The 23,822-nt window shown below is 72.7% G+C and carries 19 protein-coding genes and 1 pseudogene; 13 read left to right on the top strand and 7 right to left on the bottom strand.

Features of this window, described 5'->3' with window-relative positions; genetic code table 11:
• The first annotated feature begins 4 nt into the window (after positions 1-4).
• Entirely contained in the window at positions 5-2,176 is a 2,172-nt protein-coding gene (locus ABT084_RS12285) for a 3-hydroxyacyl-CoA dehydrogenase NAD-binding domain-containing protein (RefSeq protein ID WP_351041490.1), read from the top strand.
• On the opposite strand, the gene ABT084_RS12280 is transcribed toward ABT084_RS12285, so the two are convergent.
• Both ABT084_RS12280 and ABT084_RS12275 read right to left on the bottom strand, forming a co-directional pair.
• Positions 2,166-2,876, bottom strand: a complete 711-nt coding sequence (locus ABT084_RS12280) for a maltokinase N-terminal cap-like domain-containing protein (protein ID WP_351041487.1) — start codon at positions 2,874-2,876, stop codon at positions 2,166-2,168. The two genes, ABT084_RS12285 and ABT084_RS12280, sit on opposite strands and share 11 nt — an antisense overlap.
• A gap of 91 nt (positions 2,877-2,967) precedes the next feature.
• Positions 2,968-3,741 carry a MerR family transcriptional regulator gene (locus ABT084_RS12275; RefSeq protein ID WP_351041484.1) on the bottom strand — a complete coding sequence of 258 codons (774 nt, stop codon included), beginning with the start codon at positions 3,739-3,741 and terminating at the stop codon, positions 2,968-2,970.
• A gap of 102 nt (positions 3,742-3,843) precedes the next feature.
• Here ABT084_RS12275 and ABT084_RS12270 point away from each other — a divergent pair, with 102 nt between their 5' ends.
• Positions 3,844-5,697, top strand: coding sequence for an AMP-dependent synthetase/ligase (locus tag ABT084_RS12270; RefSeq protein WP_351041481.1), 1,854 nt, complete (start codon positions 3,844-3,846; stop codon positions 5,695-5,697).
• Positions 5,698-5,758: 61 nt separating this feature from the next.
• Here ABT084_RS12270 and ABT084_RS12265 read toward each other — a convergent pair whose 3' ends face one another.
• Positions 5,759-6,139, bottom strand: coding sequence for a hypothetical protein (locus ABT084_RS12265; RefSeq protein WP_351041478.1), 381 nt, complete (start codon positions 6,137-6,139; stop codon positions 5,759-5,761).
• A 176-nt stretch (positions 6,140-6,315) separates the two neighbouring features.
• On the opposite strand from ABT084_RS12265, the pseudogene ABT084_RS12260 reads away from it, so the two are divergent.
• Both ABT084_RS12260 and ABT084_RS12255 read left to right on the top strand, forming a co-directional pair.
• Positions 6,316-7,050: pseudogene (locus ABT084_RS12260) on the top strand (transcriptional regulator); the annotation flags it as partial.
• A gap of 14 nt (positions 7,051-7,064) precedes the next feature.
• The gene (locus ABT084_RS12255; protein ID WP_351041473.1) at positions 7,065-7,643 is read left to right on the top strand and encodes an HD domain-containing protein; all 579 of its coding nucleotides are present in this window, start codon (positions 7,065-7,067) and stop codon (positions 7,641-7,643) included.
• 54 nt (positions 7,644-7,697) lie between these two features.
• Here ABT084_RS12255 and sph read toward each other — a convergent pair whose 3' ends face one another.
• Positions 7,698-8,702 carry a sphingomyelin phosphodiesterase gene (gene sph / locus ABT084_RS12250; protein WP_351041470.1) on the bottom strand — a complete coding sequence of 335 codons (1,005 nt, stop codon included), beginning with the start codon at positions 8,700-8,702 and terminating at the stop codon, positions 7,698-7,700.
• Between the two features lie 129 nt (positions 8,703-8,831).
• Here sph and ABT084_RS12245 point away from each other — a divergent pair, with 129 nt between their 5' ends.
• A complete protein-coding gene (locus tag ABT084_RS12245) occupies positions 8,832-9,725 on the top strand; it encodes an oxygenase MpaB family protein (RefSeq protein ID WP_351041468.1) in 894 nt (297 codons plus the stop codon).
• Positions 9,726-9,777: 52 nt separating this feature from the next.
• On the opposite strand, the gene ABT084_RS12240 is transcribed toward ABT084_RS12245, so the two are convergent.
• Positions 9,778-11,313, bottom strand: a complete 1,536-nt coding sequence (locus ABT084_RS12240; RefSeq protein WP_351041465.1) for a M1 family metallopeptidase — start codon at positions 11,311-11,313, stop codon at positions 9,778-9,780.
• Positions 11,314-11,614: 301 nt separating this feature from the next.
• Here ABT084_RS12240 and ABT084_RS12235 point away from each other — a divergent pair, with 301 nt between their 5' ends.
• The 5 genes from ABT084_RS12235 (at position 11,615) to ABT084_RS12215 (ending at position 17,902) form a co-directional block, all read left to right on the top strand.
• Entirely contained in the window at positions 11,615-12,484 is an 870-nt protein-coding gene (locus tag ABT084_RS12235; protein WP_351041462.1) for an SCO6745 family protein, read from the top strand.
• A gap of 127 nt (positions 12,485-12,611) precedes the next feature.
• A complete protein-coding gene (locus ABT084_RS12230) occupies positions 12,612-15,131 on the top strand; it encodes a Tex family protein (RefSeq protein ID WP_351041460.1) in 2,520 nt (839 codons plus the stop codon).
• Positions 15,132-15,437: 306 nt separating this feature from the next.
• Positions 15,438-15,869, top strand: a complete 432-nt coding sequence (locus ABT084_RS12225) for a hypothetical protein (RefSeq protein WP_351041458.1) — start codon at positions 15,438-15,440, stop codon at positions 15,867-15,869.
• Positions 15,859-17,106, top strand: coding sequence for an MAB_1171c family putative transporter (locus tag ABT084_RS12220; protein WP_351041455.1), 1,248 nt, complete (start codon positions 15,859-15,861; stop codon positions 17,104-17,106). Before ABT084_RS12225 ends, ABT084_RS12220 begins: the two co-directional genes overlap by 11 nt.
• Positions 17,107-17,113: 7 nt before the next feature.
• Complete coding sequence (locus ABT084_RS12215; RefSeq protein WP_351041452.1) at positions 17,114-17,902, top strand: SDR family NAD(P)-dependent oxidoreductase; 789 nt, start codon at positions 17,114-17,116, stop codon at positions 17,900-17,902.
• Between the two features lie 793 nt (positions 17,903-18,695).
• On the opposite strand, the gene ABT084_RS12210 is transcribed toward ABT084_RS12215, so the two are convergent.
• Positions 18,696-20,333 carry an ABC-F family ATP-binding cassette domain-containing protein gene (locus ABT084_RS12210; protein ID WP_351041450.1) on the bottom strand — a complete coding sequence of 546 codons (1,638 nt, stop codon included), beginning with the start codon at positions 20,331-20,333 and terminating at the stop codon, positions 18,696-18,698.
• A gap of 107 nt (positions 20,334-20,440) precedes the next feature.
• Between ABT084_RS12210 and ABT084_RS12205 the strand changes: the two genes are divergently transcribed.
• A complete protein-coding gene (locus tag ABT084_RS12205) occupies positions 20,441-21,409 on the top strand; it encodes a GlxA family transcriptional regulator (RefSeq protein ID WP_351041447.1) in 969 nt (322 codons plus the stop codon).
• A 105-nt stretch (positions 21,410-21,514) separates the two neighbouring features.
• Entirely contained in the window at positions 21,515-22,150 is a 636-nt protein-coding gene (locus ABT084_RS12200) for a DJ-1/PfpI family protein (RefSeq protein ID WP_351041445.1), read from the top strand.
• Here ABT084_RS12200 and ABT084_RS12195 read toward each other — a convergent pair.
• Positions 22,140-22,940, bottom strand: a complete 801-nt coding sequence (locus ABT084_RS12195) for an enoyl-CoA hydratase/isomerase family protein (RefSeq protein ID WP_351041442.1) — start codon at positions 22,938-22,940, stop codon at positions 22,140-22,142. The two genes, ABT084_RS12200 and ABT084_RS12195, sit on opposite strands and share 11 nt — an antisense overlap.
• 82 nt (positions 22,941-23,022) lie before the next feature.
• Between ABT084_RS12195 and ABT084_RS12190 the strand changes: the two genes are divergently transcribed.
• The gene (locus tag ABT084_RS12190; protein WP_351041439.1) at positions 23,023-23,718 is read left to right on the top strand and encodes an HdeD family acid-resistance protein; all 696 of its coding nucleotides are present in this window, start codon (positions 23,023-23,025) and stop codon (positions 23,716-23,718) included.
• Positions 23,719-23,822 lie beyond the last annotated feature (104 nt).

Genomic DNA, 23,822 nt, shown 5'->3' with positions numbered 1-23,822 from the left:
GAAAATGAGCGAGTCCACCACGATCCGCTGGGAACAGGACGAGACCGGCGTCGTCACCCTGATCCTCGACGACCCCAACCAGTCCGCCAACACGATGAACCAGGCCTTCAAGGACTCCATCGCGGCGATCGCCGACCGCGCCGAGGCCGAGAAGGACTCCATCCGGGGCATCGTCTTCACCTCCGCCAAGAAGACCTTCTTCGCGGGCGGCGACCTCAAGGAGATGATCCGGCTCCGCCCCGAGGACGCCCAGCTCGCCTTCGACACCGGCACCGCCATCAAGAGCTCCCTGCGCCGCATCGAGACCCTCGGCAAGCCCGTCGTCGCCGCCATCAACGGCGCGGCCCTCGGCGGCGGTTACGAGATCGCGCTCGCCTGCCACCACCGCGTCGCCCTCGACGCCCCCGGCTCCAAGATCGGCCTGCCCGAGGTCACCCTCGGCCTGCTCCCGGCGGGCGGCGGTGTCACCCGCACCGTCCGCCTCATGGGCATCGCCGACGCCCTCCTCAAGGTGCTGCTCCAGGGCACCCAGTACAACCCGCAGCGCGCCCTGGACAACGGCCTCGTCCACGAACTGGCCGCCACGCCCGAGGAGATGCTCGCCAAGGCGCACGCCTTCATCGACGCCAACCCCGCCTCGCAGCAGCCCTGGGACGCCCCCGGCTACCGGATCCCGGGCGGTACGCCGTCCAACCCCCGGTTCGCCGCCAACCTCCCGGCGTTCCCGGCCAACCTGAAGAAGCAGCTGAACGGGGCTCCGTACCCGGCTCCGCGCAACATCCTGGCCTGCGCCGTCGAGGGCTCCCAGGTCGACTTCGAGACCGCGCTGACCATCGAGGCCCGGTACTTCACCGAGCTGGTCACCGGACAGACCGCCAAGAACATGATCCAGGCGTTCTTCTTCGACCTCCAGGCCGTCAACTCCGGCGCCAGCCGTCCCCGGGGCATCGCACCCCGCCCGGTCCGCAAGGTCGCCGTCCTCGGCGCGGGCATGATGGGCGCGGGCATCGCCTACTCCTGCGCCCGCGCGGGCATCGAGGTCGTCCTCAAGGACGTCAGCGCCGAGGCCGCCGCCAAGGGCAAGGCCTACTCCGAGAAGCTGCTCGACAAGGCGCTCTCCCGCGGCCGCACGACCGAGGCCAAGCGCGCCGAACTGCTCGCCCGGATCACGCCCACGGCCGACCCGGCCGACCTGGCGGGCTGTGACGCCGTGATCGAGGCCGTCTTCGAGGACACCTCCCTCAAGCACAAGGTGTTCCAGGAGATCCAGGACGTCATCGAGCCCGACGCGCTGCTCTGCTCCAACACCTCCACCCTGCCCATCACCGGCCTGGCCGAAGGGGTGTCGCGCCCCGCCGACTTCATCGGGCTGCACTTCTTCTCGCCCGTCGACAAGATGCCGCTGGTGGAGATCATCAAGGGCGAGCGCACCGGCGACGAGGCCCTGGCCCGTGCCTTCGACCTGGTCCGCCAGATCAACAAGACCCCGATCGTGGTCAACGACTCGCGCGGCTTCTTCACCTCGCGGGTGATCGGCCAGTTCATCAACGAGGGCGTCGCCATGGTCGGCGAGGGCATCGAGCCCGCCTCCGTCGAGCAGGCGGCCGCGCAGGCCGGCTATCCGGCGAAGGTGCTCTCCCTGATGGACGAGCTGACGCTGACCCTGCCCCGCAAGATCCGCAACGAGACCCGCAAGGCCTTCGAGGACGCCGGGCGCAGCTGGGCCGCGCACCCCGCCGACACCGTCATCGACCGGATGGTGGACGAGTTCGGCCGCCCCGGCCGCAGCGGCGGTGCGGGCTTCTACGACTACGACGAGGCGGGCAAGCGGGCCGGGATCTGGCCGGGCCTGCGCGAGCACTTCACGAAGCCCGGCACCGAGATCCCCTTCGTCGACATGAAGGAGCGGATGCTCTTCTCCGAGGCCCTCGACACCGTCCGGCTGTTCGAGGAGGGCGTGCTGACCTCGGTCGCCGACGCCAACATCGGCTCCATCATGGGCATCGGCTTCCCGGCCTGGACCGGCGGCGTGATCCAGTACATCAACGGCTACGAGGGCGGTCTGCCCGGCTTCGTGGCCCGCGCCCGCGAGCTGGCCGCGGCCTACGGCGAGCGGTTCGCCCCGCCCGCCCTCCTCGTCGAGAAGGCCGGGCGCGGGGAGACCTTCACCGACTGACGTCGGCGGCGCGCACCGGGGGTCCGAAGGACAACGAGGCGAACACCCCCCGGTGCGCGGCGCCGTCCGGCGTGGTCCAGGCCGCGACGACCGCGTCCGCGGCCGCGCCGGCCGGCGCTTCCCCGTCCGCTTCCTTTTCCGCGTCCGCGTCCAGCGGGAGCAGGACGCGGGTCACCCCGAGCAGCGCGCCCCCCGGCAGCACGACCTCCGTGCCCTCCGCGCCGTCGGCCACCTCCGGCTGCCCGGCCACGGGGAGCTCCGGGACCTCGGGGCCCGTGTAGCGGGCGGTCACGGAGGGCTCGGGGACCTCGCTGAGGTTCTGGTGCTGCGCCGCCGCCCGGCCCTGGATCAGCGCGAGCAGCAGGGCGACGCACACCGGGTCGTGCGTGCCGTCGTACACCCAGCGGCGCCCGAGCACCCCGTGCTCCGAGGTGCCGATCAGGCCTGCCTCCGCTCCCTCGAGCGGCGCCGCGCGGTAGGTGACCGGCAGGTGGTAGGAGTGCGGCCGCTCGCCCGAGGTGTCGGTGACGACCATGATCTCGACACCCACCTCGCCCTGCGGATCGTCGAGCCGGAAGCCGCCCGCCTTGACCGGCGCCGGAGGGCGGCCGGTCGCGAGGTACCAGGGCCGCTGCGGCAGCCACGCGGCGAGGAGTTCCATTTTTCCGGGGTTCATCGTGGTCTTGTGAATGATCGCCATGGCCCGAAAGTACCTGTGGGCGCGCCGACTTCACACCCGCCCCGCGCCCGCGCCCGTCCTACTCCGCTTCCGGGACCTGCGCTCGCGGGTCCTACTCCGCTTGCGGGTCCTGCGCTCGCGGGTCCTGCGCTTGCGGGTCCTCCGCGACGAAGGCCACCCGCAGCTCCTCCTTGAGCGAGCGCTGGAACGCGGTCACCAGCGCCTGCACCACCATCGGCTGCATGTGCGCGGACAGCGATTTCATCGCCTCCACCCGCTCCGGATCGCTCTCGCCCTCCGTGAACGGCCCCCACACCTCGTCCCGGAACAGGGCGGTCAGCTCGTGCGCCGCCGTCCTCGCGTGCTCCATCAGCACCGTGCGCGCCGCCAGGATCGTCTCGTGCGCGATCGGTACGTCGAGCAGCGCCACCCCGAGCCGCAGCAGCCCCAGGTCCACTCGGAAGCGCTCCCGGTCCGGCGTCGGCGCCAGCACGTTCATGGCGGTCAGCCGCCGGACGTCGGAGTCCGACAGGACCCGGCCCGCGCGCTTGTCCAGCTCCTCCCGCGAGGACTCCAGCGCCGCGTCGGGAGCCCAGGTCGCCACCAGCGCCCGGTGGATCGCCAGGTCGTGCGCGCTCAGGTCGTCGGGCAGCGCGTCGAGGTAGCGCTCGATCGCCGACAGGGTCATCCCCTGATGCTGCAACTCCTCGATCAGGGCCAGCCGGGAGAGGTGTTCCGGCCCGTAATGGCCGACGCGACGGGGTCCGATCACGGGAGGGGGCAAAAGTCCGCGCGTGCTGTAGAACCGTACGGTGCGGACGGTCACGCCCGCCCGGGACGCCAGCTCGTCGACCGTGAGCGTGGGCTCGGGCGCCTGGGTGGTCATGGTCTCCGCCTCGCTCTCTGATCAGCACGCGTTTCATCGGCACAGCTCGTGTTCAACAGTATTGCTGTCGCACCAACGATGTGAAACGGCCAGGAGCTGCCCATGACCACGAAACTGCGACTGCCCGGACGTCCCGACGAGATCACCCTGCCCGATCTGCTCGCCCGCAACGCCGCCGAGCACGGCGGCCTCCCCGCCCTCTCCTGGCGCGAGGGCCCCGGCTGGACCACCCTCAGCTGGTCCGAGGCGCGCCGCACGGTGGGCGTGCTCGCCGCCGGTTACGCGGCCCTCGGCGTCGAGCGCGGCGACCACGTCCTGATGATGATGGCCAACCGCCCCGAGCACTGGCTCAGCGATCTCGCCCTCGTCCACCTCGGCGCCGTCCCCGTCACCGTCTACGGAACCTCCGCGCCCGAGCAGACAGCGCACATCGCCCGGCACAGCCGGGCCCGCGTCGCCGTCGTCGAGGGCGCCCGCGAACTCGCCCGCTGGGAGCCCCTGCTGGCCGATCCGGACGTGCCCCTGGAGCGGCTGGTGGTGGCCGAGGCGGCCGACGCGGGCGCGCACCTGACGTACGGCTCCCTGTACGCGAGCGGCGCCCGGACCTTCCGCTCCGATGCCTTCGAGAAGGGCCGGCGCGAGGCCCGCCCCGAGGACCCGCTGACCGTCGTCTACACCTCGGGGACCACCGGCGACCCCAAGGGGGTCCGGCTCACCCACCGCAACCTCATGCTCCAGACCGTCCGTCTCGACCGGCACGTCGACCTGCCCGAGCACGCCGAGCACATCTGCTACCTGCCCTTCGCGCACATCGCCGAGCGGGTCCTCGGGATCTACCTGCCGCTGCTGCGCGCCGCGCACGTACGGCTGTGCGCCGACCCGGCCGCCGTCGCGGGCGTGGTCCGCGAGCTGCGCCCGGTGCAGTTCTTCGGGGTGCCGCGCGTCTGGGAGAAGCTCGCCGCCTCCGTACGGGCCGTGCTCGCCCAGCTGCCGCGGGAGCGGCGCGAGGCCATCGAGGCGGCCAACGACATCGCCCGGGCCCGCGCCGCGCACCGCGAGCGCGGCGAGGAGGTCCCGCCCGCCGTCGAAACGGCGTACGCCGTGGCCAAGGAGCGGGTGCTGGACCCGCTGCTGGTGCCGGCCGGGCTCGACCGGCTGGTGTGGACGGCCAGCGCGACCGCGCCGATGCCGCTGGACGTGGTCCGGTTCTGGGCGGGCTGGGGCATCACCGTCATGGACGCCTGGGGGCTCACCGAGACCTCCGGCGTGTGCACCGTCAACAGCGCCGACGGCTTCCGGCTGGGCTCGGTCGGCCGCCCCATCGAGGGGCTGGAGCTGCGGCTCGCCGAGGACGGGGAGATCCTCACCCGGGGCGCGACCGTCTTCGGCGGCTACCTGCGGCCCGACGGGACGGTGGAGGACGCGAGCGACGCGGAGGGCTGGTTCCCGACCGGGGACATCGGCCGGCTCGACGAGGACGGGTACCTCTGGCTGACCGACCGCAAGAAGGAACTCATCATCACCTCGAACGGCAAGAACGTCTCGCCCGCCCTGGTGGAGAACACGGTCAAGGAACACCCGCTGATCGGCCAGGCCCTGGTGCACGGCGACGGCCGCAGCTACCTGGTCGCCCTGCTGGTGCTGGACCCGGAGCTGGCCCCCGCCTGGGCCGCCGCCCACGGCATCGACGCCGCCACCCCCGCCGAGCTGGCCGCGCACCCGGCCGTCGCGCGGGAGATCGCCCGCGCCGTCGAGGCCGCCAACGCGCGGCTCAACCGTACGGAACAGATCAAGCGCTACCGCCTGCTCACCGAGGAGTGGGGCCCCGCGTCCGGGGAGCTGACCCCCACGCTGAAACTGCGCCGCAAGGTCGTCCGGGAGAAGTACGGCGCCCTGATCGAGGAGCTGTACGCGGACCCGTACGCGGACCCGTACGCGCCGGAGGCCTCCGCGTAACCGCGGGGAAGCGGCCCCGGCCGGGATCCGATGCCGGCCGGGGCCGACCGGGCCGCGTCGCTCACCGCTCGTCCGCGCGGAAGCGCCTGCACGAGGAGTCGCGGATGTCGTGCTCCCAGGTGGAGGGACGGGCCCCGGAGGCGGAGTGCTGGATCAACTGATGGCCCCCGGTGCGGATGATGCCGTCACAGCGGCAGCAGATCTGGCCCGCGGCGGCCCGCTCCAGCGTGCCCGGCGCCGCCGTGAACTCCAGGCCGTCGGCGCCGCGGACGTATGCGGTCCGTGCATGCCTCCGCGTCCCGGCCACCGTGCCGACGAACTCCTCGACGACGGCCATCAACTCGCCCTGGAGGCCGCTCTTCGGGTCGTGGACCTGCTGGCCCAGCAGCGGGTGATCGACGTGCCCGAAGGAGTCGTCCGGCCTGCTCTCGCGCACTTCCATCCAAGGTCTCCCTACCGTCATCAGCGGGTGGTGAGACGAGCCTAGGGACGGCGCCATCGTGCCCGAAGTGACTTCGGGTACCGGTAGTTTGGGGTGCGACGCTGGTCGAGGAGGCCCCATGGGAAGCGACGGTCGGACTGCCCTGACTCGCAGTCAGGGAAACCCGCAGCGCGGTCGTACCGGCATGGTGTCCGCCGCTGAACGGTGTCACCCCGGAGTCGATGCGCGGACTCGCGTCTCCGACCCGGCCGAGACGCGGTCCGGCCCCCGCCCGGCCCGAGCTGACGGTGGACGACCGGCGCCGGTTCTTCCGGCGGATGCGCCGCACGGCCGAGGAGGCGCGCGGCGGTGACTTCCTCCTCCGACGGCAGGCCTTGTACCTGGCCGGTTACGACGATGCGCCCGACACTCCGGGCTGGCTGGGTCAGCAGCAGCGCGCGGAGCGGCCGGAGGACTGGCTGACCCGGTGGCTCACCGCACGCTCGGTTGCCGCGGTTGCGGCACGGCAGGGGGACCGTGACCGTATGCGGCACTTCATCACCACCACCCTCGACGATGACGACGCGGGCGAGGCCGCGAACCTGAACTACTGGTCGTACTGGATCGGCGAGAGCCCGCACCTCCAACTCTCCGACGACTTCATCGCCGGGGCCGGCAAGCCCACGTGGCACGGGCACAAGTTGCTCCAGCACCTCGTGGCCGGACTCTCCCCGGACCGAGGGTTCTTCGACCTCAACATCCACACGCTCTGGGCCCTGCTCGCCGCCCGCCCCGGGCTGCTCCGCAGTTCCGCCGCGGGGCACGCCCTGCGGGACCGGCTGCCCATGCTGTTGGATGGCACCGAGCCATCGACGCGTGCGCGTCGAGAGCTGGAGGGAATTCGGTACGCCATCCGCCTGGCCGAGGCGTGAGAAGGAGAACAGACGTGGCTGACGACCTGTCCGCGGTAGCGCGCTTCCTCTACGAGGCGGGCACACTGAAGAACGCGGCCCGCACGGGCTGGTGGATGGCCGGCGTCAAGCAGCCCGAGAGCGTTGCCGAGCACTCGTGGCGGACCTCGCTCATCGCATCGATCATCGCGAAGCTGGAAGGGGCGGACCCCGCGCGCGCCGCGTTCCTGGCCGTGTGGCACGACACCCAGGAGACCCGCACGGGGGACGTCAACCACCTGGGAAAGAAGTACTCGACCGCTGCCGACCCCGAGGCGGTGACCGCCGACCAGATCGCGGGGATGCCCGAGCCGCTGGCCTCGACGATCCGGGAACTGGTCGCCGAGTACGAGGGGAAGGACTCGGCCGAAGCCATCTGCGCGCGCGATGCCGACAAGCTGGAGTGCCTGCTCCAGGGCATCGAGTACAAGGCCCAGGGCTACGAGAGCGCCCAGCGGTGGATCGACAACAGCCGGTCCCGGCTGACGACCGAGACCGGGCAGCGACTTGCCGAGGAGCTGCTCGGGCAGGGCACGCTCGACTGGCTGCGGGCGGCCATCGGCGAGAAGAGCTGAGCCAGGACGCACGACGCCCCCTCCCGGACCTTCGGGAGGGGGCGTCGCACCGCCCTACGAACCGATCAGCGGGTAGTGGTCGGAGAGGTTGGTGTAGGTGTAGGAGGTGCCCCAGCTGGAGACGGTCCAGGGGGCGGACTGCTCCTTGACCACGTTGTTGTTCCAGTTCGCGGGGCGGGCGTTGCCCTTGCGGTACAGGACGTAGTCGAGGTCCTCGCGCGGGTCGGTCGGGTAGCGGTAGTGCGCGATCGAGTTGGTGGCGGTGTCGAAGGAGTACGGGTGGCCCGTGCGCGAGTCGGCGCCGGCCAGGTCCGCGTCCGCGAGCATGGAGGCGTACTCCGGGCTGCGCGAGTCGACGTTCATGTCACCGGTGACGATGACCTGTTCGTCCGCCGGGATGTTCTTGGCGTCCAGGAAGGCGTCGATGTTCTTGAACTGGCGGCTGCGCATCTGGGCCGCCTCGCCCGCCTTGCAGCCCGAGTCGGTGGACTGGGCGTGGGTGCCCACCACGTGCACCTTGGTGCCGTTGACGTTCAGGACGACGTAGGCGAAGCCCTTGTTGGACCACCAGTCGGAGCCGCACGCGTCCTTGTAGATGTACTGCTCCTTGCGCAGCACCGGCCACTTGCTGAGGACCGTCACCCCGCCGTCCTCCGGGGTGGTGGAGGAGTACGCGCCGCTCGTCGCGTCCCAGCCGTCCTTGCTCCGGCCCACCACCGGGGTCTGGTAGGGGTACTGCGCGGCCGCGTTGGCCTTCAGGGCGTCCGAGTTGCCGTTGTCGAAGGCCTCCTGGAGGACGACGACGTCGTGCCCCTGGAAGAAGGAGGCCTTCGGGATCTCGCGGGCCCGGATGTCCTGACCCCAGTTGGGGTACAGGGCGGTGCTCATCAGGAAGGTGTTGTACGTCAGTACGTTGAGCCGGGGCGCCGCGGCGCCGCCGGCCTCCGCGGCGGGGGCGGCCGAGGCGTCCGGGGCCGCCGTGAGGGCGAGCGCGGCGGCCGTGAGCGCGCCGACCGCCGTGGCGGCGGCCTTGGTGCGGCGGTTCGTGCTGAGCAGCATGAGGACTCCATCATTCCTGCGGGGGAAGATCGGCTGCGTCATCACATCATCTGCAGTTACCTCTGGGTAACACCCAGGACAAGACTTTCCGGCGGGGGAAAGGACTTCTCGCGCTCGCATACTTGTGCCATGAGCCCCACGCGAGCCAAGAGCACCGGAAGCCCCCCGGACACCAGGGGACACATCGCCCCGCCGCCGCCCGGCGGGGTGCTGTGGACCATCGCCGGTGACGTGCGCGCGCTGCTGATGCTGCCGCCCGCCTTCACCCTGCAGGTGGCCCACCCGGCGATCGGCGCGGGCGTGGACCAGTACTCCGTCTTCCGCAGCGACCCCTGGGGGCGCGGGGAGCGCTCGATCCGCTCGGTGCAGCTCTGGGTGTACGGCGGCGAGGAGGCCGCCGAGGAGGGCCGCCGGGTGCGCCGGCTGCACAAGGGGATCCAGGGCACGGACACCCGCGGGCGGCGCTACCACGCCCTCGACCCGGCCTGCTACTCCTGGGTGCACGCCTCCGGTTTCCCGGTCTACCTCCACGCGTCGCGCTACCTCTTCCGCGCCTTCACCCCCGCTCAGGAGCGGGCCCTCTACACCGAGTGGCTCCAGGTCGGGCGGATCCTCGGCATCCACGACCGGGACATGCCGGGGACCATCGAGGAGTACTGGCCGCACTACCACCGGATGCTGGCCGAGGAGATCGAATCCACCCCGGTGGCCCGCGAACTGGTCGCCACCGACGTGCCGTTGCCCCGGCCCACCGGCGGCCCGCTGCCCGTACGGATCCTGACCCGGCTCGCCTGGCCGCTGCTGCGGACCCTGTTCCTGCGCTTCCGCGCCTTCGCCACCGTCGGCTACATGCCGCCCGAGGCGCGGGCCGCCATCGGGCTGGAGTGGACCCCGGCCCAGGAGCGCAGGCTGCGCCGCTTCAGCGCGGTCGTGCGGATCGTCGTACCGCTGCTGCCCGAGCGGCTGCGGTACCTGCCGGTGGCCAGGGAGGCCCGGGCGCGGTGGCGCGCCGCCGCCCGCTGAGGGGCGACGGCGCGCGGGGCGTCCTGCAGGACGGGGGCGAGGCGGGGTGGGCTCAGCGGCCGTGCCCGTGCTGCTGCTCCGTCTCGTGGATGCTGTTCGTCGCGGCGATCTTCTTCCACGACTTCGGCTCCGCCTTCGGGGCCGCGGCGGGGGCCGGGGCGGCGAGCGAGCGCCCGGTGGCCTTCGCCGGGGGAGCCGAGAAGGCGGGCTTGCCCGGGGTGTACAGCCAGGTCTCGAAGAGGTCGGCCAGCGGCTTGCCGGAGACGCGCTCGGCGTAGCGGACGAAGTCGTTCACCTTGGCGTTGCCGTACGCGTGCTCGGTCGGCCAGCCCTTGAGGATCTGGAAGAACTTCTCGTCGCCGACCGCGTTGCGCAGCGCCTGGATGGCGATCGCGCCCCGGTCGTAGACGGCCGCGTCGAACTGCTTGTCCGCACCCGGGTCACCGGGCTTGACCTGCCAGAACGGGTCCTCGGCGGGCCGCGCGGCGTAGGCCCAGTCGGCCAGCTCCTGGGCGGTGCCCTCGCCCTCCTTCTCCGACCACAGCCACTGGCTGTAGCGGGCGAAGCCCTCGTTGATCCAGATGTCCTTCCAGCCGTCCACCGAGACGCTGTCGCCGTACCACTGGTGGGCCAGCTCGTGCACGACGACCTGGACGTTGGCCCCGTTCGCGAACTGGCGCGGGCTGTAGAAGGGGCGGGTCTGGGTCTCCAGCGCGAAACCGCTGGGCACGTTCGGTACGTAGCCCCCCAGCGCGTTGAAGGGGTACGGGCCGAAGACCCCCTCCAGCCACTCCGCGACCTCGGTGGTCCGCTCGACGCTCGCCCGCGCCGCGCCCGCGTTGTCGCCCAGGTCCACGCTGTAGGCGTTGAGCACCGGCAGCCCGCTCGCGGTCTTGTCCGTGGTGATGTCGAACTTGCCGATGGCGAGGGTGGCCAGGTAGGTGGCCTGCGGCTTGTTGGAGCGCCAGTTGTAGCGGGTCCAGCCCAGCTTCGAACTCTGCGACTGGAGCACGCCGTTGCTGATGGCCTGGAGCCCGTCCGGGACGTTGATCGAGACGTCGAACGTCGCCTTGTCCAGCGGGTGGTCATTGCTCGGGAACCACCAGATGGCCGAGTCCGGCTCCTGGGCCGCGACCGCGCCGTCCGGGGTGCGCGCCCACGCCGACCAGCCGTCGACCTTGAACTCCGAAGGCTTGCCCGCGTACTTGACGACCACCGTGGCCTGCTTGTTCTTCTGCAGCGCGGTCGCGGGGGTCACCTCCAGCTCCTGCGTGCCGGTCTTGGCGAACTTCGCCTTGACGCCGTTGACCCGGATCTCGCTCACCTGGAGGCCGAAGTCGAGGTTGAAGCGCGAGAGGTCCTGCTTGGCGGTGGTCAGCAGGGTGGCCGTGCCCTCCAGCAGGTCGGTCTTCGGCTGGTACTGGAGCCTCAAGTCGTAGTGCGAGACGTCGTATCCACCGTTGCCGCTGGCCGGGTAGTAGGGGTCGCCGATACCCGGGGCACCCGGACCGGCAGTCGCCGCCGACGCCGGGATCACCAGCAGAAGGGAGGCGGCGAGCACGCTCGGGGCGATGACTTTGCGTCGCACGAAGGACTCCAAGGGGTAGGGGAGACGGTTCTCCTGAGCGGTGTTCAGCCCGGTTCAGGGCTTGTGTGTTCGACCGTATTCACCCCTGCGCCCCACGTCATGTCCATGGCCCCCGCTGTCACACGATCGCCATTCGGACGTCACACCGCGGCATCCGGACGGCCCCCGGCCAGGTGGGGCGGGGCCGGTGGCCGGGCGGGCCGGGGAAGAACGGCCGGATCTCGCGGGCCCCGCACGGGCCGGGCGCCGGGCCGGCAGGCGGCTCTGTTGTGCATACCAATCAGTCGGTAGGGTGCCCGGTATGACGCTCTCCACCCTCCCGCCCCTGGCCGCCCGCCGCTGTTGGCACGCTGCCATCAATCCGCTGCACGTCACCATCTACTTCTCGCCGGATCTCGCGAAGGAATTCGCCCCCTTGGGGATCGAGGGCTCGGCCGTCCCCCTGAGCTCCCGCTGCGCCGCCCTGGGCGCCGTCGGCCCCGGCACCGTCGCCGCCGCCTTCTACAACTACAGCCACGCCCACCTCGCCCGGTTCCTGCCCGCCGTCTGGCAGAAGGCGGACCCCGAGCAGGTCCTCGCCGCCCGGCTGCGGGCCGTCGACGCGACCCTCACCCGGCTGCTCGGCGCGGAGACCCTGGCCTCCCCGGAGCTGGCCGAGGCCGCCGACCTCGCGATGCGCGCCACCGAGGCCTGCACCCGCCACGCGCGCCCCCTCTACTCCGCGCACGCCGACCTGCCGGTGCCCGAGGCGGCGCACCTGCGCCTGTGGCACGCCGCCACCCTGCTGCGCGAGCACCGCGGCGACGGTCACCTCGCCGCCCTCCTCATCGCCGGTCTCGACCCCGTCGAGGCGGTGGTCAGCCACAACGCCACGGGCCGCGGCATGACCCAGAAGTGGCTGATGGCCACCCGCGGCTGGAGCGCGGACGACCTGGCGGCGGCCGCCGACCGGCTGCGCGGGCGCGGGCTGCTCGACGCCGACAACGAACTGACCGAGGCCGGGACGGCGCTGCGCGAGCGGCTGGAGGCCGACACCGACCGGCTCGACGCGGCTCCGTACGAGCACCTCGGCGCGGCCGGCCTGGCCCGCCTGCACGAGCTGGGCGGCGGATTCGTCGCCACCGCCATACGGGCCGGAGCCTTCCCCGCCGACCTCACCGGCAAGGGCTGACCCCTCCCGGCACGGCTCCCGCCGCCCCCGCCCGCCGGACCGATCGGCAGGGTTCCCGGCCTCCGTTACCGCCACCTGCCACACTTGGCAGCTTCCAGTGCAGTGCAGACGAAGGCGGGACCGGAACGTGACGACGTCCATCGAAGGCAGGATCGCCGAGGAACTCGGCGTACGGGAGCGGCAGGTCAAGGCCGCCGTCGAGCTGCTCGACGGCGGCTCCACCGTGCCGTTCATCGCGCGCTACCGCAAGGAAGCCACCGAGCTGCTCGACGACACCCAGCTGCGCACCCTGGAGGAGCGGCTGCGGTACCTGCGCGAACTGGAGGACCGCCGCGCCGCGATCCTGGAGTCCGTACGGGAACAGGGCAAGCTCGACGACGCGCTGACGGCCATGATCAACGCGGCCGACACCAAGGCCCGGCTGGAGGACATCTACCTGCCCTTCAAGCCCAAGCGCCGCACCAAGGCGCAGATCGCCCGCGAGGCGGGCCTGGAGCCGCTCGCCGCGGGTCTGCTCGCCGACCCGTCGGTGGAACCGGCCGCCGCGGCGGCCGCGTTCGTCGACGCCGGCAAGGGTGTCGCCGACGCGGCCGCCGCCCTCGAAGGCGCCCGCGCCATCCTCACCGAGCGGTTCGCCGAGGACGCCGACCTGATCGGCGAACTGCGCGAGCGGATGTGGACCCGGGGCCGGATGGCCGCGAAGGTCCGCGACGGCAAGGAGGAGGCGGGCGCCAAGTTCGCCGACTACTTCGACTTCGCCGAGCCCCTCACCGCGCTGCCCTCGCACCGCGTCCTCGCCATGCTGCGGGGCGAGAAGGAGGACGTCCTCGACCTCACGCTGGAGCCCGAGGAGCCGAGCGAGACCCCCGGCCCCTCCACGTACGAGGGCATGATCGCCCGCCGCTTCGGAGTGGCCGATCGCGGCCGGCCCGGGGACAAGTGGCTCGCCGACACCGTCCGCTGGGCCTGGCGCACGAAGATCCAGGTGCACCTGGGCCTCGACCTGCGCACCCGGCTGCGCCAGGCCGCCGAGGACGAGGCGGTCCGCGTCTTCGCATCGAACCTGCGCGACCTGCTGCTCGCCGCTCCCGCCGGGACCCGCGCCACCCTGGGCCTGGACCCGGGCTTCCGCACCGGCGTGAAGGTCGCCGTCGTGGACGCCACCGGCAAGGTCGTGGCCACCGACGTGATCTACCCGCACGTGCCCGCGAACAAGTGGGACGAATCCCTGGCCAAGCTCGCCCGGCTCGCCAAGGCCCACGCGGTCGACCTGGTCGCCATCGGCAACGGCACCGCCTCGCGCGAGACGGACAAGCTCGCGGGCGACCTCATCACCCGCCACCCCGAGCTGAACCTGACCAAGGTGATGGTCTCGGAGGCGGGCGCCTCCGTGTACTCGGCCTCCGCCTTCGCCTCGCAGGAACTCCCGAACATGGACGTGTCGTTGCGCGGCGCCGTCTCCATCGCCCGCCGGCTCCAGGACCCGCTCGCCGAACTCGTCAAGATCGACCCCAAGTCGATCGGCGTCGGGCAGTACCAGCACGACCTCTCCGAGGTGAAGCTCTCGCGCTCCCTCGACGCGGTCGTCGAGGACTGCGTGAACGGCGTCGGCGTGGACGTCAACACCGCCTCCGCGCCGCTGCTCTCCCGGGTCTCGGGCATCAGCGGCGGCCTCGCCGAGAACATCGTCGCCCACCGCGACGCCAACGGCCCCTTCCGCAGCCGCAAGGCGCTCAAGGACGTGGCCCGGCTCGGCCCCAAGGCGTACGAGCAGTGCGCGGGCTTCCTGCGGATCCGCGACGGGGAGGACCCGCTGGACTCCTCCAGCGTCCACCCCGAGGCCTACCCGGTGGTCCGGGCCATGGGCAAGACGGCGGGCGGCGAGGTCGCCGCGCTGATCGGCAACACCGCGGTACTGCGCTCCCTGCGCCCGGAGGAGTTCGTCACCGAGGCCTTCGGCCTGCCGACCGTCTCGGACATTCTGCGGGAGCTGGAGAAGCCGGGGCGCGACCCGCGCCCCGCCTTCAAGACGGCCACCTTCAAGGAGGGCGTGGAGAAGATCGGCGACCTGGCGCCCGGGATGATCCTGGAGGGCGTGGTCACCAACGTGGCGGCCTTCGGGGCGTTCATCGACATCGGCGTCCACCAGGACGGCCTGGCGCACGTCTCGGCGCTGTCGAAGACCTTCGTCAAGGATCCGCGGGACGTGGTCAAGCCCGGCGACATCGTCCGGGTGAAGGTCATGGACGTGGACATCCCGCGCAAACGGATCTCGCTGACCCTGCGGCTGGAGGACGAGGAGGGGGCGGACCGCACGGCGGGCGCCCCGCGGCCCCGCCAGGAGCGCGGCTCCGGCGGACGCCCGCCGCAGCAGCGGGGCGGGGGCCAGGGGCAGGCGCAGGGGCAGGCGCAGGGCCAGGGTCAGGGCCGGGGCAACGCGGGCAGTGGCGGCAACGGAGGCAACGGAGGCAACGGAGGCAACGGAGGCAACGGCGCGCGGGGCGGCCGGGGCGCGTCCGGTGCGAAGGGCGGCTCCGGTGGCGGCCAGGGCGCGGGCAAGGGCGCTCCGGCGCCCGCCAACAGCGCCATGGCCGACGCCCTGCGCCGGGCCGGTCTGACGGGTCCGCAGGAGCGCCGCAAGCGCTGAGGACGGGCGACCCCCGGCGGCGCCGGGGGCTGATCCGCAGGTCGGGGCCCCGGGCAGGCAGAAGTGGCCGAATAGCTTCCCTGCCCGGGGGCGTACCTTGCCAACTCCCGCACCGGATCTGTAGGCATGTGGGAACGCCCGTTCGTCAATCGGCGCACGGGCATCCCTGACCCCCCTCGGGACGTCATGCCCACATCAGCCCCTGCCTACCAACGCTGCCCGGGAAAGGGTCCGAAGAGGGAGCACATGCCATACCGGCAACTCAGCCTGCGCAAACGGTGCGAGACGATTCTCGGCCGTTTGGACTTGCCGCATCCGTTTTCCCTCGACGCCCTGTGCGGGCGGATCGCCGAGCAGCGGGGACGGCCCATCCGGCTGCACCCGCTCCCCAAGGAAGCCGCCGAATCCGGCGTGTGCGGCCTGTGGGTGGGCACCACGAGCGTCGACTACGTCTTCTACGAGGCCCAGACCTCCCCGCTGCACCGCGAGCACATCGTCCTGCACGAGCTGGGCCACATCCTCTTCGGCCACAACTCGCTGGAGGGGGAGGAGAGCGGCGCCGCGGCTCCGGTCATCCTCGGACGCACCAACTACACCACCCGCCAGGAGCAGGAGGCCGAGATGCTGGCCAGTCTGATCCGGACGAGCGCGGGACTGCCCCCGGTCGAGGAGACCACGGGCACCCTGGCGCGCCTGGAGTCCGCCATGGGATACCGGCGGGTGCAGCATGGCGGCTGACGGTCAGTACCTCGCGGCCGACGCGATAGCCGCCTTCGGCGACTCCCTGGCCACGCCCAGCGTGGTGTGCCTGTGGCTCGCGGTCCTGCTGCGCTCCCCGGCCGCCATCCGCTCCCCGCAGCAGCGCGGACTGCTGCTCGCCGTCGCCACGGCGGCCGCCGCGATGACGCTGAACCTGCCCGAGGTGGTCACGTACGCGATGCGCGACCCCGCGTACTCGCACACCGTCGGGCTGATCCGCAACCTCATCGGGGTCTTCTCCGCGGGCGCCGTTCTCTACTTCGTGGCCGCGGCCACCACCGAGGGGCGCAGGCTCCGGCAGACCGCCTCCGTCACCACCGTGATCCTGCTGACGGCGCTGGTCCTGCTCGATTTCGCCGCCCCCGACCACGGCACCCACATGATCCCGCCGCACGGCGACCCCTCGCCCTCCCTCGCCTACTGGCTCGTGCTCATCGCGGCGCACCTGTCCGCCAACACCGCCTGCGTGTACGTGTGCTGGCTCTACAGCCTGCGCACCGAGAGCCGGGGCCTGGCCGCCGGGCTGCGGCTGTTCGGCCTCGGCACCGCGCTCGCCGGGGTCTTCTGGTTCATCTACCTGCTGAAACTGCTGTTCGGCAGCACCGCCGCCCTGCCGTGGCTGGCGCTGCTGATGAACCTGCACGGTCTGCTGCGCGCCGTCGCCCTGCTCGTGCCGGTGTTGTTCGGGCTGCGCCGGTCCGCCTCGGACATCGGCACCGCCTGGCGGCTGTGGCCGCTGTGGCGCGACCTGGTCGAGGCGGTGCCGCACGTGGCGCTGACGAAGCCGCGCGCCGGGCGGGTGGTGGAGCTGCTGTGGCCGCCGGTCCCGCGGGACCTGCTGGTCTACCGCAAGGTCATCGAGACCCGCGACGCGATCCTGATCCTGAACGAGTACGTCGCTCCGGGCGTCCCGGAGCTGGCCCGCAGCCACGTCACGGGCGCCGGGGTGCCCGCCCCGCGGCACGGGGCGGCCGCGCTGGCCTGCGTACTCAAGGAGGCCCGCCAGGCCAAGCTCGACGGGGTGGCCGGGCAGCCGCAGGACGGGGCCGAGCCGCTGTACGTACCCTCCTCGGTCCACGGGCCCACGGGCACCGTCGAGGGCAGCGACCTGGAGGACGAGAAGAGCTTCCTCGTCGAGGTCGCCCAGGCCTACGTCTCCGCCGCGACGCGGACCTTCACCCCCGAACCCGAACTCCCCGAACCCGCCGGAAAGTGACCCGCACGTGAGCAACCGAACCACCACCGTTCTGATCACCGGGGCCAGCGCCGGGCTCGGCGCCGCCTTCGCCCGCGGCTTCGCGGCCAAGGGCTGCGACCTGGTCCTGGTCGCCCGGGACAAGGACCGGCTCGACGCCCTCGCGGAGGAGCTGCGCCGGGACTTCGGCGCGGCCGCCGAGGTGCTGGCCGCCGACCTGCTCGACCCGGCGCAGTGCGCCACCGTCGTGGAGCGGCTCGCCGACACCGCCCGGCCGGTGGACGTCCTGGTCAACAACGCGGGCTTCGGGCTGCCGGCGCCCTTCCCGTACAGCCCGGTCGAGGACGAGGAGCGGATGCTCGACCTGCTGGTCAAGGTGCCGCTGCGGCTGACCCACGCGGTGGTTCCGGGGCTGCGGGAGCGGCGGCGCGGGGCCGTGCTGAACGTGTCGTCCGTCGCCGGGCTGCTGCCGACCGGTACCTATGGCGCGGCCAAGGCGTGGATCACGGCCTTCAGTGAATCGCTGCGGGTGGATCTGGCGCCGTACGGGGTCCGGGTCCTGGCGGTGGTTCCGGGTTTCACCCGGACCGAGTTCCAGGAGCGGGCGGGCATGGACGTCAGCAAGCTGTCCGACGCGGTCTGGCTGGAGCCGCAGGCCGTGGTGGCGCAGGCGTTGCGGGACCTTGCGCGGCGGCGGCCGCTGAGCATCACCGGGCGCCACTACAAGGCCTACGCCCAGGTTGTCCGCCACCTCCCGCGCACCCTGGTCGCCACCCGCCTGGCCCGCAAACGCATCCCCCCGACCCCCGCCCCCTGACCCCACCGAGCGAGAGGCCCAGCGCACCCCGCTCCGCCTCAATCGCCGGCGGGGCTGAGGTGGGCTGGGCGCTGCCCGGATGGTCGCCCGGGCCGGTGTTGCCTCCGGCGGCGCCTCAAACGCCGGCGAGGCTGGGGGTGGGCTGGGCGCTGCCCGGACCATCGCCGGTGCCGACCTCGCCTCCGGCGGCGCCTCAATCGCCGGCGGGGCTGAGGGTGGCTGGGCGGTGCCCGGGCCATCGCCCGGGCCGGTCTCGCCTCTGGCGGCGCCTCAATCGCCGGCGGGGCTGGGGGTGGCTGGGCGGTGCTCGGATGGTCGCCCGGGCCGGTGTTGCCTCCGGCGGCGCCTCAATCGCCGGCGGGGCTGAGGGTGGCGGGCGCTGCTCGGATGGTCGCCGGGGCCGGTGTTGCCTCTGGCGGCGCCTCAATCGCCGGCGAGGCTGGGGGTGGGCTGGGCGGTGCCCGGATCATCGCCGGTGCCGACCTCGCCTCCGGCGGCGCCTCAATCGTCGGCGGGGCTGAATGGTGCCGGGGTCGTGTCCGGGGGGTGGTTTCGCCTCCGGTGGGGCTGTGGCTCAAGCATCGGCGCGGGGCGGCCGAAGACAGCCTCGCCGGCGTTTGAGGCGCCGCCGGAGGCACACCGCGGCAGCGGTGTACCGGCGGCAAACCCAGCCCCGCCGGCGTTCCCGGCATCGCGGGGCAACAACAGCCTCGCCGGCGATTGAGGCGCCGCCGGAGGCGAAGCCGGCCACGGCCGGGGCACGGTCGCCGGGGCCGGGGGGTGGCCGCGGGGGCTACGCCTCCGTGACGGTGCCGTCGGCCACGCGCAGGCGACGGGTGACGTGGATCGCGTCCAGCATCCGGCGGTCGTGCGTGACCAGCAGCAGCGTGCCCTCGTACGCCTCCAGCGCGGACTCCAGCTGCTCGATCGCCGGCAGGTCGAGGTGGTTCGTGGGCTCGTCCAGCACCAGGAGGTTCACCCCGCGCCCCTGCAGCAGGGCCAGCGCCGCCCGCGTCCGCTCGCCCGGCGACAGCGTGGCCGCCGGACGCGTGACGTGCGCCGCCTTCAGCCCGAACTTCGCCAGCAGGGTACGGACCTCCGCCGGCTCGGTGTCGGGCACCGCCGCACAGAAAGCCTCCAGCAGCGGCTCCTCCCCGAGGAACAGCCCGCGCGCCTGGTCCACCTCACCCACCAGCACGCCCGAACCGAGCGTGGCGGAACCGGAGTCCGGCGCCAGCCGCCCCAGCAGCACCGCGAGCAGCGTGGACTTCCCGGCGCCGTTGGCCCCGGTGATCGCCACCCGGTCCGCCCAGTCCAGCTGGAAGCTGGCCGGGCCGAAGGTGAAGTCCCCGCGCGTCACGGTCGCTTCGCGCAGGGTCGCGACCACCGAGCCGGAGCGCGGCGCCGCCGCGATCTCCATGCGCAGCTCCCACTCCTTGCGCGGCTCGTCGACGACCTCGAGACGCTCGATGGCGCGCTGCGTCTGCCGCGCCTTCGAGGCCTGCTTCTCGCTGGCCTCGCTGCGGAACTTCTTGCCGATCTTGTCGTTGTCGGTGGCCTTGCGCCGCGCGTTCTTGACGCCCTTGTCCATCCAGCCGCGCTGCATCTGCGCGCGCCCCTCGAGCGCCGAGCGCTTGTCGGCGTACTCGTCGAACTCCTCGCGGGCGTGCGTCCGGGCCCGCTCGCGCTCCTCCAGGTAGGCGTCGTACCCGCCGCCGTAGAGGTTGACCTGCTGCTGTGCCAGGTCGAGTTCGAGGACCTTGGTGACCGTCCGGGTCAGGAACTCGCGGTCGTGGCTGATCACCACCGTGCCCGCGCGCAGCCCCTTCACGAAGTCCTCCAGCCGCTCCAGGCCCTCGAGGTCCAGGTCGTTGGTCGGCTCGTCGAGCAGGAAGACGTCGTAGCGCGACAGCAGCAGCGAGGCGAGACCCGCACGGGCGGCCTGGCCGCCGGAGAGCGCCGTCATCGGCAGGTCGAGGCCGACGGACAGCCCGAGGTCGGCCGCGACCTCCTCGGCCCGCTCGTCCAGGTCCGCCCCGCCGAGGTCCAGCCAGCGGTCCAGGGCGGTCGCGTACGCGTCGTCCGCGCCCGCGACGCCGTCCACCAGACCCTGCGTGGCCTCGTCCAGCGCCGTCTGCGCGGCCGCCACACCGGTCCGGCGGGCCAGGAACGCGCGGATCGACTCGCCGGGGCGGCGCTCCGGCTCCTGCGGCAGGTGGCCGATGGTCGCGGTGGGCGGGGAGAGCCGCAGCTCACCGGTCTCCGGGGTGTCGAGCCCGGCGAGCATGCGCAGGAGCGTCGACTTCCCGGCGCCGTTCACGCCGACGAGGCCGATGACGTCACCGGGGGCGACGACGAGGTCGAGACCGGTGAAGAGCGAGCGCGCGCCGTGCCCGGCGGCGAGTTCCTTGGCGACGAGGGTTGCAGTCATGATCCGTCGATCCTATCGGCCGCTCCCGGCCCGCCCGAACGGGTCATGGCAGGAAAGGTGGGGAGCCCGGCATTGCGGCCACCGCGGGCGCGCAAGACGATGGATCCATGCCCTCCGAACCCCGGCGCGACGTGCTCGTCCTCCTCTACGACGGCGTCCAGAGCCTGGACGTCACCGGCCCGGTCGAGGTCTTCGCGGGCGTGGGCCGCTTCCCCGGCCGCGAGGGCTATCGCATCCGTACGGCGTCCCCGGGCGGCGCGCCCGTCCGCACCGGCAGCGGGCTGACCCTGGTCCCGGACGGGCCGCTGGAGAGCGCGGCGCCGGGTCCGGGAACCACGCTGGTGGTGCCGGGCGGCCGCTACCGGGGGGACTTCGAGCCACGGCTCACCGACTGGCTGCGCACCCACGGCGCGGACCCGGGCCGGCTCGTCGCCGTCTGCACGGGCGCGCTGCTGCTCGCGGAGGCGGGCCTGCTGGACGGACGGCGCGCCACCAGCCACTGGAACGCCTGCGAGCGGATGGCCCGGGACTACCCGAAGGTGCGGGTGGAGTCCGAGCCGATCTACGTCCGGGACGGGTACGTGGCCACCTCCGCCGGGGTCACCGCCGGGATCGACCTCGCGCTGGCCCTGGTGGAGGAGGACCACGGCCGGGCCCTCGCCCTGGACATCGCCCGCCACCTGGTGGTCTACCTGCGCAGGCCCGGCAACCAGGCCCAGTTCAGCGCGCTGCTCTCGGCCCAGAGCGCGCAGCGCGAGCCGCTGCGCGAGGTGCAGCACTGGATCACCGAACACCCCGGCGCGGAGCTGACCGTCGAGGCGCTCGCCGCCCGCGCCCGCCTCTCGCCGCGCCACTTCGCCCGCGCCTTCCACGCCGAGACCGGCACCACCCCCGGCCGCTACGTCGAGCGGGTGCGGGTCGAGCACGCCCGGCGGCTGCTGGAGGACTCCTCCGACGGCGTCGCGCAGATCGCCAAGGCCTGCGGGTACGGCACCCCGGAGGCGCTGCGGCGCGCCTTCGTCAAGACCCTCGGTCAGCCGCCGCTCGAATACCGGCGCCGCTTCGGCGCCCGCTGAGCCCCCGGCCCCCATATCGCCCGGCCCACCTACCGCCCGGCCCACCTACCGCCCGGGCCCCCCACCGACCCCGACCGGCACGATCCGTTCACGGAAGGACACCGCATGCAGATCGCCATCCTGCTCTTCGACCGTTTCACCGCCCTCGATGCCATCGGCCCCTTCGACACCCTCGGCCGCCTGCCCGGCGCCGAGACGGTCTTCGTCGCGGAGACCCCGGGGCCCGTCCGCAACGACTCCGGTCAGCTCTCGCTCGTCGCCGACCGGTCCCTGGCCGATGTGCCGGGCCCGGACATCCTGCTGGTCCCCGGTGGCCCGGGGCAGAGCGCCCAGATGGAGAACGAGGTGCTGCTGGACTGGCTGCGCACGGCCGACGCCGGCACCCGGTGGACCACCTCGGTGTGCACCGGGTCCCTGCTGCTGGCGGCCGCCGGGCTGCTCCGGGGCCGCCGCGCGACCAGCCACTGGCTGGCCCTGGACCAGCTCCCGGCGTACGGGGTGGAGCCCACCGGGGAGCGGGTCGTCATCGACGGCAAGTACGTGACCGCGGCCGGGGTCTCCTCCGGCATCGACATGGGCCTGACCCTGCTCGGCCGGATCGGCGGCGACCGGCTGGCCCAGTCGGTCCAGCTGCTCACCGAGTACGACCCGCAGCCGCCCTACGACGCGGGCTCGCCGGAGAAGGCGCCCGCCGACGTGGTGGCGGAGTGGCGCGAGAAGAGCCGCTTCGTCATGAAGTAGGTCCGCCCGCCGTCCAGGTGAAGGAGGGCGTGCGGCGTTCCAGGAAGGCGGCGACCCCCTCGGCGGTGTCGCCGCTGCCGCGCGCCTGCTCCGCCCAGTGGCCGTCGCGGTCCGTCCGACCGTCCGCGAACTCCTTAGCCGCGGCCTGGGTGAGCTGCGAGCGGGCCGCCAGGATCGCCGTGAAATCGGCGACCCGCTTGTCCAGCCGGCCCGCGGGCAACAGCTCGTCCAGCAGTCCGGTCCGCAGCGCCCGCTCCGCGTCGATCAGCTCGCCGGAGAACAGGAGGTACTTGGCCGTCGCCGGGCCCACCAGGGCGGCCAGGCGCCGGGTCGAGGAGGCGGGGTAGACGATGCCCAGCTTGGCCGGGGTCACCCCGAAGGACGCGCCCTCCTCCGCGAACCGCAGATCGCAGGCGGCGGCGAGCTGGCTGCCGCCGCCCACGCAGAACCCGCGGATCGCGGCCAGGGTCGGCTTGGGAAAGGCGGCGAGCGCCTCCTCGGCCCGCACGGCCAGGGTCTGCGGACCGTCCTCGGGCGCCGCGCCGCCCCCGGCGTCCGGCTCCGGCCCCCGCGGCGGCTCCCGCAGCGAGGAGATGTCGGCCCCGGCGCAGAAGGTGGGACCGGCCCCGGTCAGCACCAGCGCCCGGACCCCCGGATCGGCCGCGAGGGCCTCCAGCAGCTCCGGGAGCCGCCGCCACATCGCCGCGGTCATGGCGTTGCGCTTGGCGGGGTGCGAGATGACGACCGTGGCGACCCCGTCCGCGACGGTGTGCAGTAGCTGCGCGTCCATGCGCCGGATGCTATCCCGGCCGGCCGAACCTATGATCAAGGGAGTCCGGGGGACCGGGGGGTGCCGATGAGGAGGCGCGTCCATGGCCGCAGACCGCACACGCCGTATCGACGAGAACGGTCGGACGAAGCAGGGCAAGGAGAAGCTGAGCCGCGGCTTCGGCCTGCTGGCCCTGCTCGGTGTGATCCTCGTCGTGGCCGGGCTGGTCGGGCTCATCTACACCGGGGTCGCGACGCTGACCTCGATGTTCCTCTTCGGCTGGCTGCTGCTGGTCGGCGGCCTGGTCGGCCTCGTCCAGGCGGTACAGGCCCGCAAGAGCAACTACTTCTGGCTCGCCGTCATCGTCGCCGCCATCAACCTCGCCGCCGGCTTCGTGATCCTGCGCCGCCCCGAGGCGAGCGCCGAGGCGCTCACCATGTTCGCGGCGCTGCTCTTCCTGACCGGCGGGGTGTTCCGGCTGGCGGGCGCGCTGGTGGTGCGGGGCTCCAACTTCATCCTGACCCTGGTCCAGGGTGCCTTCGGGGTGCTGCTGGGCGTGCTGGTGCTGTGGAGCTGGCCGGGCAGCAGTCAGTACGTGATCGGAACCTTCTTCTCGCTCGCCCTGCTGTTCGACGGGCTGAGTCTGGTGGCGCTCGGCCTGAGCGCGCGCCGGATCCTGGGCCTGGTCAGGGACGACGAGGGGACGGGGGCGCGGACGGCGGCCCCGGACACGGCGGCCGCCGCGCGCCAGGCGGCCGATAAGCGTGCCATGGAAGATCAGGAACAGTCGAACAACTGACTCCGTCATACGCCACCGGTCAAAAAGTGCCGTAATAGCGCTGACTTATGGTCAGAGGTCCGGCCTGGACCAGCCCGGTCCCCACTCTTGACGCGTGGAGACGA

The organism is Streptomyces sp. NPDC002138 (assembly GCF_040296485.1).
GTDB lineage: Bacteria > Actinomycetota > Actinomycetes > Streptomycetales > Streptomycetaceae > Streptomyces.
This window is presented reverse-complemented; position numbering and strand designations above follow the sequence as displayed.

Bases quoted from the DNA above. Each gene is read 5' to 3' on its own strand.
- ABT084_RS12285 (WP_351041490.1), top strand. From the start codon at position 5: ATGAGCGAGTCCACCACGATCCGCTGGGAACAGGACGAGACCGGCGTC.
- ABT084_RS12280 (WP_351041487.1), bottom strand. From the start codon at position 2,876: ATGGCGATCATTCACAAGACCACGATGAACCCCGGAAAAATGGAACTC.
- ABT084_RS12275 (WP_351041484.1), bottom strand. From the start codon at position 3,741: ATGACCACCCAGGCGCCCGAGCCCACGCTCACGGTCGACGAGCTGGCG.
- ABT084_RS12270 (WP_351041481.1), top strand. From the start codon at position 3,844: ATGACCACGAAACTGCGACTGCCCGGACGTCCCGACGAGATCACCCTG.
- ABT084_RS12265 (WP_351041478.1), bottom strand. From the start codon at position 6,139: ATGGAAGTGCGCGAGAGCAGGCCGGACGACTCCTTCGGGCACGTCGAT.
- sph (WP_351041470.1), bottom strand. From the start codon at position 8,702: ATGCTGCTCAGCACGAACCGCCGCACCAAGGCCGCCGCCACGGCGGTC.
- ABT084_RS12245 (WP_351041468.1), top strand. From the start codon at position 8,832: ATGAGCCCCACGCGAGCCAAGAGCACCGGAAGCCCCCCGGACACCAGG.
- ABT084_RS12235 (WP_351041462.1), top strand. From the start codon at position 11,615: ATGACGCTCTCCACCCTCCCGCCCCTGGCCGCCCGCCGCTGTTGGCAC.
- ABT084_RS12220 (WP_351041455.1), top strand. From the start codon at position 15,859: ATGGCGGCTGACGGTCAGTACCTCGCGGCCGACGCGATAGCCGCCTTC.
- ABT084_RS12210 (WP_351041450.1), bottom strand. From the start codon at position 20,333: ATGACTGCAACCCTCGTCGCCAAGGAACTCGCCGCCGGGCACGGCGCG.
- ABT084_RS12205 (WP_351041447.1), top strand. From the start codon at position 20,441: ATGCCCTCCGAACCCCGGCGCGACGTGCTCGTCCTCCTCTACGACGGC.
- ABT084_RS12200 (WP_351041445.1), top strand. From the start codon at position 21,515: ATGCAGATCGCCATCCTGCTCTTCGACCGTTTCACCGCCCTCGATGCC.
- ABT084_RS12195 (WP_351041442.1), bottom strand. From the start codon at position 22,940: ATGGACGCGCAGCTACTGCACACCGTCGCGGACGGGGTCGCCACGGTC.
- ABT084_RS12190 (WP_351041439.1), top strand. From the start codon at position 23,023: ATGGCCGCAGACCGCACACGCCGTATCGACGAGAACGGTCGGACGAAG.